Annotated in this window: 10 protein-coding genes; 7 read left to right on the plus strand and 3 right to left on the minus strand. The window is 66.6% G+C overall.

Features of this window, described 5'->3' with window-relative positions; all coding sequences use genetic code 11:
- From A8G08_RS01035 to A8G08_RS01045, 3 genes are all read right to left on the minus strand, one after another.
- A partial coding sequence (locus A8G08_RS01035; RefSeq protein WP_157108349.1) for a type I polyketide synthase occupies positions 1-2,448 on the minus strand: 2,448 nt, incomplete at its 3' end.
- A complete protein-coding gene (locus A8G08_RS01040) occupies positions 2,445-2,711 on the minus strand; it encodes an acyl carrier protein (protein WP_068269098.1) in 267 nt (88 codons plus the stop codon). The genes A8G08_RS01040 and A8G08_RS01035, both read right to left, overlap by 4 nt.
- 31 nt (positions 2,712-2,742) lie before the next feature.
- Positions 2,743-4,404 (minus strand): fatty acyl-AMP ligase, encoded by a 1,662-nt coding sequence (locus tag A8G08_RS01045; protein ID WP_068269101.1) that lies wholly within the window; start codon positions 4,402-4,404, stop codon positions 2,743-2,745.
- Between the two features lie 267 nt (positions 4,405-4,671).
- Here A8G08_RS01045 and A8G08_RS01050 point away from each other — a divergent pair, with 267 nt between their 5' ends.
- The 7 genes from A8G08_RS01050 to A8G08_RS01080 all read left to right on the plus strand — a co-directional run bounded on the left by A8G08_RS01050 (position 4,672) and on the right by A8G08_RS01080 (position 10,280).
- Positions 4,672-4,974, plus strand: coding sequence for an urease subunit gamma (locus A8G08_RS01050; protein ID WP_068269104.1), 303 nt, complete (start codon positions 4,672-4,674; stop codon positions 4,972-4,974).
- Positions 4,975-4,979: 5 nt separating this feature from the next.
- A complete protein-coding gene (locus A8G08_RS01055) occupies positions 4,980-5,306 on the plus strand; it encodes an urease subunit beta (RefSeq protein WP_068269107.1) in 327 nt (108 codons plus the stop codon).
- The gene (locus tag A8G08_RS01060; protein WP_068269109.1) at positions 5,303-7,024 is read left to right on the plus strand and encodes an urease subunit alpha; all 1,722 of its coding nucleotides are present in this window, start codon (positions 5,303-5,305) and stop codon (positions 7,022-7,024) included. Before A8G08_RS01055 ends, A8G08_RS01060 begins: the two co-directional genes overlap by 4 nt.
- Before the next feature lie 9 nt (positions 7,025-7,033).
- Positions 7,034-7,666: an urease accessory protein UreF gene (locus tag A8G08_RS01065; protein WP_068269111.1), complete on the plus strand. Its 633-nt coding sequence runs from the start codon at positions 7,034-7,036 to the stop codon at positions 7,664-7,666.
- 13 nt (positions 7,667-7,679) lie between these two features.
- On the plus strand, positions 7,680-8,363 hold the full coding sequence (gene ureG / locus A8G08_RS01070) for an urease accessory protein UreG (RefSeq protein ID WP_068269114.1): 684 nt from the start codon (positions 7,680-7,682) through the stop codon (positions 8,361-8,363).
- The gene (locus A8G08_RS01075; protein ID WP_068269117.1) at positions 8,353-9,033 is read left to right on the plus strand and encodes an urease accessory protein UreD; all 681 of its coding nucleotides are present in this window, start codon (positions 8,353-8,355) and stop codon (positions 9,031-9,033) included. Before ureG ends, A8G08_RS01075 begins: the two co-directional genes overlap by 11 nt.
- 119 nt (positions 9,034-9,152) lie before the next feature.
- On the plus strand, positions 9,153-10,280 hold the full coding sequence (locus A8G08_RS01080) for an exonuclease/endonuclease/phosphatase family protein (RefSeq protein WP_068269120.1): 1,128 nt from the start codon (positions 9,153-9,155) through the stop codon (positions 10,278-10,280).
- The last annotated feature ends 140 nt before the right edge of the window (positions 10,281-10,420 follow it).

Raw genomic sequence — 10,420 nt, forward strand, 5'->3', positions numbered from 1 at the left:
CGCGACAGTGGTGGCGAGTTCGTCGCCGGTCGCACCCGGACCCGGGCTCGGCACCAGCGTGTGCTCACCGAGTGCGGCGTTCAGTCGGCCGACCTGTGCGGAGAGCACGCGGCGGGGGCCGATCTCGACAACGTGGGTCGGGTCGGTGCTGCGTGCGGCGTCGAGGGCATCGCCGAAAAGCACAGTGGCACGGACGTGTTCGGTCCAGTAGTCGGCGTCCATCGTCTCGTCTGGACCGAGCAGGCGGCCACGGACGGTCGAGTAGATCGGCAGGCCAGGGGCACGGTACGTGCAGGTGTGAGCGAGGGCCGCGAACTCTGCCAGCATCGGTTCCATCAACGGGCTGTGGAACGCGTGCGAGACGGTGAGCTCTTTGGCGACCACCGATCGGTTTCGCAGTGCGGCATGGATGCGCGCAATCGCCGCGGTGTCGCCGGATAGCACCAGGTCTGCTGGGCTGTTGACGGCCGCGATAGCGACCGCGGGTTCGTCGGTCAGCAGTCCGGCGATCTGCGTAGTGGCGGCTCGCACGGCGAGCATCGAGCCGCCTTCGGGCAGGCGTTGCATCAGTCGGCCGCGCGCGACGACCAGTGTGCATGCGGTGTCGAGGTCGATCACTCCCGAGACTGCGGCGGCCGCGAACTCGCCGATGCTGTGCCCGATCAGCCACGCGGGGCGGACGCCGGTGTCTGCCAGGGTCTTCGCCAGCGCGTATTCCATCGCGAAGATCGCGGGTTGAGCAAGTTCGGTGCGGTCGATGTCGGCGTGCTCGTCCAGCAGAAGGTCGCGGACAGAACGGCCGAGGTGGGCGGTCATTGCGTCATCAACCAGGTCGACGGCGCGTCGGAACCCAGGGCTCGCGGCGTGGAGGGCCCGTCCCATACCGGGGAACTGTGCGCCCTGGCCGGTGAAAAGCCAGCCGGCGCTGATCGGTTGTGCGATACCGGATTGCGCGCCTGCCCGTAGCCGGTTGATCGCTTCCTCGCGATCGCGGGCGACGACGGCGAGTCGACTACGGCCTGACGATTTCACCTGGTTGCTCGTCCAGCAGAGCTGGGCGAACTGGTCGCCACCGGCCGACTCGAGCGCCTCGACCAGTCGGGTTGCGTTGCGCCGCAATCCTTCTTCGTTGTCCGAGGACAGGGTGAGTATGCCGCCGCCCGTTGCCGCGGCACGCGAGGTTGCCGGGGCACTCGCAAGCACCATGTGCACGTTTGTGCCGCCGATGCCGAAGCTGCTGACACCGCAGTGCGCGGGCCCATCCAGGGGCATGGGTTCGGCGAGCAGGCGCAGACCGTGCTGCGCCAGCTGCAGGCGGGGATTCTCCTGGTCGGCGTACCTCGAGGACGGCACGATGCCGTGGTGCAGGCTCAGCGCCGCTTTGATGAGTCCAGCGACGCCCGCGGCTCCCTCGGTGTGGCCGAGATTGCCTTTGATGGAACCGATTCCGCAGGGCTGCGTCCGGTTGTTCGCGTGGAGCTTGCCGAGCGCCTTGACTTCGATCATGTCGCCGAGCACGGTTCCGGTGCCGTGTGTCTCGATGAAGTCCACCTCTTCGGGCCGGACACCGGCGCGCCGGTACGCCTCGCCGATGACGTCCTGTTGTGCCCACCGGTTCGGTGCGGTGATTCCGTTGGACCTGCCATCGGAGTTGACTGCGCTGCCGGTGATCAACGCATAGATCGGCAGGCCCTCTGCCTGTGCATCGGCGAGGCGGCGCAGCACGAGCACGGCGACGCCTTCGCCGCGCACGATCCCGTCGGCGTTGCCGCTGAACGGTTTACACCGGGCATCGGGGGCGGACAGACCGGCCTGGGTGTAGAAGACGCCGACGGCGGGGGTGAGGACGAGGTTCACTCCGCCGGCGACCGCCTGGTCGCAGTCGCCTGCGGCCAAGGCGCTGCAGGCGAGGTGGACCGCGACCAGCGAGGAGGAGCAGGCGGTATCGACCGCCATGCTGGGGCCCTTGAAGTCGAACTGGTAGGACAGCCGGTTGGCGGTCATGAAGTAGCCGTTGCCGGATCCGTGTTGCGGTGTGATGGCGGCGTAGTCGCTCATCTGCAAGTTGGCCCATTCATTGGCCATCACGCCGATGTATGCCCCGGTTCGTGAACCTGCCTGGGTGCGTGGGTCGAGTGTGGCGTCCTCGAAGGCCCGCCAGGTGGCCTGGAGGAGGAGTCGTTGTTGCGGGTCCATCGCTTCGGCTTCGGACGGAGTGATGCCGAAGAAGTCGTGATCGAAGGCGTCCGCGTCATCGAGGAAGCCGCCACTGCGGGTGTTGATCGTGCCCGGCGCGCCGGCCGGGTCGTGGAAATCGTCTACGTTCCAGCGATTCGCCGGGACTTCGGTGATGACGTCACGACCGTCGATCAGCAGTTGCCACAGTGCCGCGGGGTCATTGGCTTGTGGGAATCGGCAATCGATGCCGACTACGGCGATAGGGGTCATGCCGGCTGGGCGGTTTCGGCGGCGATGAAGGCCGAGATGGCGGCGATGGTGGGATATTCGAAGACCAGTGTCGGGTCGATATCGATCATCCACCTGTCCTCGATCTCGCCGCACAGGGTCACCGCGGAGACGGAGTCGATGCCGAGCTCGGCGAGTGGGACGGTCGGGTCGAGTTGGTGCGGTGTGCGTTCGGTGTAGTCCGCGATGCGTGTGACGAGCCAATCCTGGATCGTCGTCGATGGGGTGACGATGGTGGCGAACATGGGGTCGACTCCTCTCGGTGCGGGCGGTCGGTCAGACGGTGAGGGTTCGGCTCAGGGCCGGCTCGAGGTCTTCGTGGAGAACGGCTCCGATGCTGTGCTCCAGGAACGCCGTACGCATCGAGTTGCGCTGGACCTTGCCGCTGGTGGTGCGGTGCACTGCTCGGCTTTCGACCAGGACAACGTTCGGTGCGGGGACGTCGAAGCCGCGGGCGACCGCGAGCTTGATGGTCGAGGTCAGTTCGGCCGGCGTGGTGCCGCGCAGCAACGCAGTTTTGACGCCCTGGACCAGGATCAGGCGTTCGCGTCCACCGGCATCGACCGATACCGCTACACCGGTGGTGAGAGCGGGGTGGAGGTCCTCCACCAGTTCCTCGATGTCTTGGGGGTAGATGTTGCGGGCGTTGATGATCAGCAGATCCTTACGCCTGCCGGTGACGAACAGTTCGCCGCCCCGCAGCAACCCGAGATCGCCGGTGCGGAGGAACGGTCCTTCGTCGCCGAGGTGGGCATCGAAGGTCTGTCTGGTCTCCGCCGGCCGGTTCCAGTAGCCGGCCGCGACGCTGTCGCCGCGAATCCAGATCTCGCCGACGGTGTCCTCCGGTACCTGCTGTTCGGTATGCGGGTCGACGATGCGGACGTCGAGTCCGCGACCGGCTTGCCCGCAACCGACGAGCGTGCGGTCGGGGCCGTGGTCGGTGATGACGGGTGCGGCGTCGACCGGTCCCGCGGTGGCGAGCAGTGTTACCTCGGCCAGGCCGTAGGCGGGCAGGAGGGCCGTGGGACGCCACCCTGCGGATGCGAACCGTTCGCGCACCGCGGTGATGGTGCGCTCGCGGACCGGTTCGGCGCCGCACATGGCTATTTCGAGGGTGGAGAGGTCGAGATCGGCCAGTTGTTCGTCGGTGATTCGCTTCGCGATCAGTTCGTAGGCGAAGTTCGGTGCGCAGGTGCAGGTCGCGCGGTATTTGTCGATCGCATGGAGCCACCGCACCGGGCGCTTGAGGAAGGTCGTGGGTGACATGAACACCAGGTTCGCGCCGGCGTAGATCGTGAGGAGCAGTGAGCCGATCAGGCCCATGTCGTGGAATTGCGGGATCCAGGTGACGCCGGTCGTCTTGTCGTCGAATCCGACAGCGCTGATCGCGGCTTCGTTGTGCAGGAGGTTGCCGTGCGTGACGACGACACCCTTCGGTGTGCCCGTCGAACCCGAGGTGTACTGCAGGAACGCGATGGTCCCGGTGTCGATATCGGGCATCCGCCACGCATCGGGGTCGCCCAAGTCTTCGTCGGTTGCCGCAACGGTTGCGGTGGTCGCGGCGGCGACCATCGGCTGGAAATCGTTGGTCGTCAGCACCAGGCGGGAGCCGGAATCGGCGATTATGCCCGCCACTCGCTGGGTGCTGCGTTCATCGTGGGGCAACGGCGCGGGAACGGCGACGACACCGGCGTATAGGCAGCCGAGGAAGGCCCGCAGAAAGGCCATCCCGTCGAGGTAGAGCAGGACAACTGGCTCCGCCGATTCCGGGCGGTCGGCCAGCCACGCGGCGATGGCTCTGGCGTCGCGATCGAGTTCGCGGTAGGTGACGATCTCCTCCGCGAGTTCGCGCCCTGCCTCACGGAGGTAGGTGTAGGAGCGGGTATCTCCGTAGACGGACACTTGCTGCCTGACGTGGTGAACGTAACTGGGCTGCATCTCGTAGATCCTTCGTAGAGGGAGATCGTCGTAGGGGATGACTACGACTATCTGTTCTCCCCACCTGCGCCGATAGCACTCCTGGGTATCTCCCCGCTAACCCGGGGGGTCGGCTCGAGCCACCCTGGGGTGTGGCCATGCAGAGGTGACCAACTCCGAGACCTGAGCCGCTGCGGCGAAATATTTGGCGCTGACGGCACACTCCTCGCGTGTCAGAATTGCCCGACCGCGGACCCGGTGTCCGCGGTCGCGCAGCGAGGAGGACGGATGCGACTGACGCCGCACGAACAGGAGCGGCTGCTGCTCAGCTACGCAGCAGAACTCGCCCGCCGGCGGCAGGCGCGCGGACTGGTCCTCAACCATCCCGAGGCCGTTGCGCTCATCACCGATCACGTCCTCGAGGGGGCGCGTGACGGCCGAACCGTCGCCGAACTCATGGCGTCGGGTCGTGAAGTGCTCCATCGCGCGGATGTGATGGAGGGCGTCCCGGAAATGCTGCACGACGTGCAGGTCGAGGCGACATTCCCGGACGGCACGAAGCTCGTGACCGTGCACAACCCGATCGGCTGAGCGCGATGATTCCCGGCGAATATCGTTGTGCAGAGGGCGATATCGAGATCAATCCGGGTGCGCCCCGGATTACCCTCGAGGTCGTCAACACCGGGGACCGTCCTGTGCAGGTCGGCAGCCACGTCCACTTCCCGCAGGCGAACGCCGCACTGCGGTTCGACCGTGTCGCCGCGCACGGCATGCGACTCGACATCCCGGCCGGCACCGCGGTTCGATTTGAACCGGGTCTTGGGCATCGGGTTTCGCTGGTGCCGCTCGGCGGGACCCGGGAGGTGCACGGCCTGAGCCTGCAGCCGCCCGGCCGCCTCGATGGGGAAGTAGGTGCGTCGTGACCTGGCTAAGCCGCGCTCGCTACGCCGAGCTTTACGGGCCGACCACCGGCGATCGGGTCCGCCTCGCGGACACCGACCTGTTCATCGAGATCACGGAGGACCGCTGCGGCGGACCGGGTTTCGCCGGTGATGAGGCAGTGTTCGGCGGTGGGAAAGTGCTGCGCGAATCAATGGGGCAGGCGCGCGCCACCCGGGCCGAGGGCACGCCCGACACCGTCATCACCGGCGTCGTGGTGATCGACCACTGGGGAATCATCAAGGCGGATGTGGGGATTCGCGACGGCCGGATCGTCGCGCTTGGCAAGGCCGGAAACCCCGACACCATGACCGGCGTCCATCCCGGCCTCGTCGTCGGACCGGGCACCGAGATCATCTCCGGCAACGGGCGCATCCTCACCGCGGGCGCGATCGACTGCCACGTCCACTTCATCTGCCCACAGCTGATGGAAGAGGCGCTCGGTGCCGGGATCACCACGTTGATCGGCGGCGGGACCGGTCCCGCCGAGGGCAGCAAAGCCACCACGGTGACGCCCGGCGCATGGCATCTCGCGCGAATGTTCGAAGCCACCGATCACTGGCCCTGCAACATCGTGCTACTCGGCAAGGGCAACACCGTTAGCGCCGAAAGTATGTGGGAGCAACTACGCGGCGGTGCGTCCGGATTCAAGCTGCACGAGGACTGGGGATCGACCCCGGCCGCGATCGACGCGTGCCTCACCGTCGCGGATGCCACGGGCGTTCAGGTGGCGCTGCACTCGGACACGCTCAACGAGGGGGGCTTCGTCGAAGACACGCTCGCCGCCATTGCGGGCAGGGGCATCCACGCCTATCACACCGAGGGTGCTGGCGGCGGTCACGCGCCCGACATCATCACTGTTGCGGCATACGCGAATGTCCTGCCGTCCTCGACCAATCCGACGAGGCCGCACACCGTCAACACCCTCGCCGAGCATCTCGACATGCTCATGGTCTGCCACCACCTCAGTTCGTCCATCCCGGAGGATCTGGCGTTCGCGGAGAGCCGGATTCGTCCGTCCACCATCGCCGCGGAGGATCTGTTGCACGACCTCGGTGCGATCTCCATGATCGGCAGCGACTCACAGGCAATGGGCCGGATCGGCGAGGTGGTCATGCGGACCTGGCAGACCGCACACGTGATGAAGCGCCGCCGCGGCGCACTTCAGGGCGATGGTCCGGCCGATAACAACCGCGTGCGCCGCTACATCGCCAAGTACACGATCTGCCCCGCCGTCGCCCACGGTCTCGAGGGTGAGGTGGGTTCGGTGGAGGTGGGCAAGCTCGCCGACCTAGTGCTGTGGGAGCCTGCGTTTTTCGGAGTTCGCCCGCATGCGGTGATCAAGGGCGGTGCGATCGCGTGGGCCGCCATGGGCGACGCGAACGCCTCCATTCCGACGCCACAGCCGGTGCTGCCACGGCCGATGTTCGGGGCAGCACCGCCGGTTGCCGCGGCAACCTCGGTCCATTTCGTGTCCGAGCAGGCAATCGAGGATGGTCTCGCCGACCGAGTGAACGTGGAGCGAAAACTCGTGCCAGTGCGCAACGTCAGGGCGCGCGGCAAGGCGGACATGCCGCTCAACGATGCCCAGCCGCGTATCGAGGTCGAGCCGGACACGTTCACCGTCCGCATCGATGGCGAGGTGTGGCAGGAGCAGCCTGCGACGGAACTGCCCATGGCCCAACGCTATTTCCTGTTCTGAGGCCGTGCCGTGAAGCTGTCCACGCTGTTCGTGCTCGCCGACTCGAGGCTCCCCGCCGGCGGGCACGTCCACTCCGGCGGCGTGGAGGAGGCCATCGCCTCGGGCCTGGTGCGCGACCTGGCTGGCGTCGAGGCGTTCCTGCGGCGCCGCATCCGCACCACCGGACTCGTTGGTGCCTCGATTGCCGCAGCGGTATGCGCGGGCGCCCTCGATCAGGTCGCTGCAGACGACGAGACGGACGCGCGGACGCCGTCACCCGCAGCGCGGGAGGCCTCGCGCGCACAGGGTCGCGGCCTGCTAAGGCTGGCGAAACATGTCTGGCCACAACAGGATTGGTCGCCGTTCGGTCGGCGGCCGCACCTGCCGGTTGTTACCGGCGCTGTGGGCGGCTGCTGTGACGCCACCCCGGAGGAGACCGCCGCGGTGCTCGTCTACGCGACCATGACCGGGTCGGCGACCGCCGCCCAGCGCCTGCTCGCTCTCGACCCGGCCGACGTCACCGCCGCCACAGTGCGGCTCGCGCCGCTGTGCGACGAGATCGCGGCCCTAGCCGCGACGGGCCTGGCCGACCTGTCCGACCCGCTGCTCGACGTCCTCGCTCAGCGGCATATCGAGCGGGATCGCCCGCTGTTCGTTTCGTGAGAAGGGATTAGCCATGCCACCGCATCTGATCGACGGCGAACCACACAGCCACGTCCACGACCGTCCCCGCCGGGTCCGGCGGGACGGGGAGCCGTTGCGTATCGGTGTGGGTGGGCCCGTCGGCTCTGGCAAGACCGCGCTCGTGGCGGCACTGTGTCGGCAGTTGCGAGACGAGCTGTCACTGGCGGTCCTGACCAACGACATCTACACCACCGAGGACGCAGATTTCCTGCGCCGCCATGCGGTGCTGCCGGACGAGCGGATCGCTGCCGTGCAGACCGGTGGCTGCCCGCACACCGCGATCCGGGACGACATCACGGCGAACCTCGACGCGATCGATGACCTGATCGAGCAGAACCCACCGCTGGATCTGATCCTCGTCGAGTCCGGCGGCGACAATCTCACGGCCACCTTTTCGTCGGGGCTTATCGATGTCCAGATCTTCGTCGTCGATGTCGCGGGCGGCGATAAGGTGCCACGCAAGGGTGGACCGGGTGTGACGTTCTCGGATCTCTTGGTGGTCAACAAGACCGACCTCGCACCGCTCGTCGGCGCCGACCTCGGTGTGATGGAACGCGACGCAGAGAAAGTCCGCGACGGACGCCCGACCGCGCTCATCTCGCTCACTGCCGATCCGACCGCAGGCCCGGTGCTCGAATGGGTGCGCGAGCAGTTGAAAGCGCCAGTTGCGAACTGAGCTCCGCATCGTCGCGGAGGCGGGGCGTCGACCGCGGGTGATCGCCCGTGGCGGCCTCGACGCGCGCGAGACCGGGCCGGGCCGGCTGCACCTGATCGGCACGGCCGCAACGCCGCTCGGCGGCGATCACCTCGAGATCCTGATCGAGGTTCGCGCCGGCGCACAGTTACAGGTCCGTTCGGTCGCGGCCACTCTGGCACTGCCGGGCCGCAGTGAGGTGCACTCGACATCGCGCTGGGTGTTCGAGGTAGGCGAGGGCGGCTGCCTTGAATTCGACCCCGAGCCGCTGATCGTCGCCGGCGGGTCCGAGCATTCCGCCCGCACCGAGGTCGTGCTCGGCGACGGATCACACCTACGACTGCGCGAGCGAACGCAAATGGGACGAGACGGCGAAACCGGGGGAGCGTTCACGGGCACCCTCGTTGCCGACGTCGCCGGTCGCCCGCTGCTGCGGCATGCAGTGGAACTCGGTGCGGGATCGGCGATCGACGATGTGCTCGTTGCGCCGCGGGCGATGTCGAGCGAACTCGCCTATCCCGACGCGCGCCCGGCGTGTGTTGATGGGTTGCACAGCGCTCGTTTGCCGCTCGCCGGTGGGGGAACGCTGACGACGTGGCTCGGAGCGCGGCTTCTGGCCGATCCATCGGAATCATTTGGCCCGAACTGCTGAATGGCCCTGGACGTGCGCACAGTCGAGAACCTTCCGCCAACTTGTCGGAGGGGGATGGCATCCTCAACCACGTGTTTGGCTCAACGACCTCGGTGCGACTGGTCGAATGGAACGTCGCAATGGCGCTGCACCGCAAGACCCACCTATTGGCCGCCCTCGAACCGACGATCGCGGTGTTGCCCGAGTCGTCCTCCAGCGCCCAAACCAAGTCGGCTCTGGAAGCGATCGGCGCGACCTCTGTGGCGTGGATCGGCGGCAACCCGAACAAGGGCCTATCCGTCGCTGCGTTCGGGGACTGGCAATTGAGAATCGATGGCAGTTATGACCCCGGATACCAGTGGGTCATGCCGGTCCATGTCACCGGGCCGGCGCACATTCGGATGCTTGCAGTGTGGGATATGAACCACCGCGGCAGCGGGTACCAGTCCGCGCTGGACTTCGGATCCTGCCGCGCATCTATCGCGCATTACGAAGAGTTCCTGTCGGGCGATGCGGACCTAGTCTTGATCAGCGGTGACTTCAACAACTCGGTGAACTGGGACAAGCCGACCAAGCGGGCCAAATTCGGTGACTTCATGGACGAGTTGGAGTCCCGAGGCTTCGCCAGCGCCTACCACTTGCAGCGTGGAAGTGAGCGCGGGAACGAGGCTGACGCGACTCTGTGGTGGACGAGGAACAGCGACAAGCCGTACCACATTGACTACACATTCGTGTCACGTCCGGATGCGATCGACCGAGTCGATGTCGGCGCACACTCCGAATGGCTCGCCCATAGCGACCACAGTCCGATGACTATCGACCTGCGCATTCAGACGCGGGCCGCCAACGCTGGGTCCGATTACCGGCGAATAGAGCGGGCGCAGGCGCAGCAACCGAAACGCGCGCCGCGAGCCTCCCACCCGGATAATCAGGGAAATACCTTGCAACACTTAGCTACTCAGGATGGATCAATGCGCTTCGACCTCGTAGCCGGAGAATTACCCGACATGCGATGCGGCGTAAACGGTGAACCGTGGGCCAGCACTTTTCGGCCTACACACGTCACTGCGCGATCGATCGGTGGCGTGATCGTTGAAGTCAAGATTTGGGGACCGCAGGTTCGTACGGACGGTTCGCTTGGGAAGCGGCTGATCGACCACGTGTGGCGCAGGACTCACGCAAACGGTGGAGTCGACTTGGCCGACCTGCCATCCTCCGTCGCAGCTGAACTGGGTTCGCGGCCTGTTGACGGGCACGCTACTCAATAGCTGCACAATCGCGTCGAACCCACAACAGAAGGGCCGACCGGCATACGCCAATCGGCCCCTCGTTGACTGATACTCCGCTAACCCGCGGCTTTCTCCCTCGCCGCACCAGGATCCAGCTGTGCTGCGGCGGGGTCGAGTGG

This window comes from Aldersonia kunmingensis (assembly GCF_001646865.1).
In the GTDB taxonomy this organism is placed as follows: domain Bacteria; phylum Actinomycetota; class Actinomycetes; order Mycobacteriales; family Mycobacteriaceae; genus Aldersonia; species Aldersonia kunmingensis.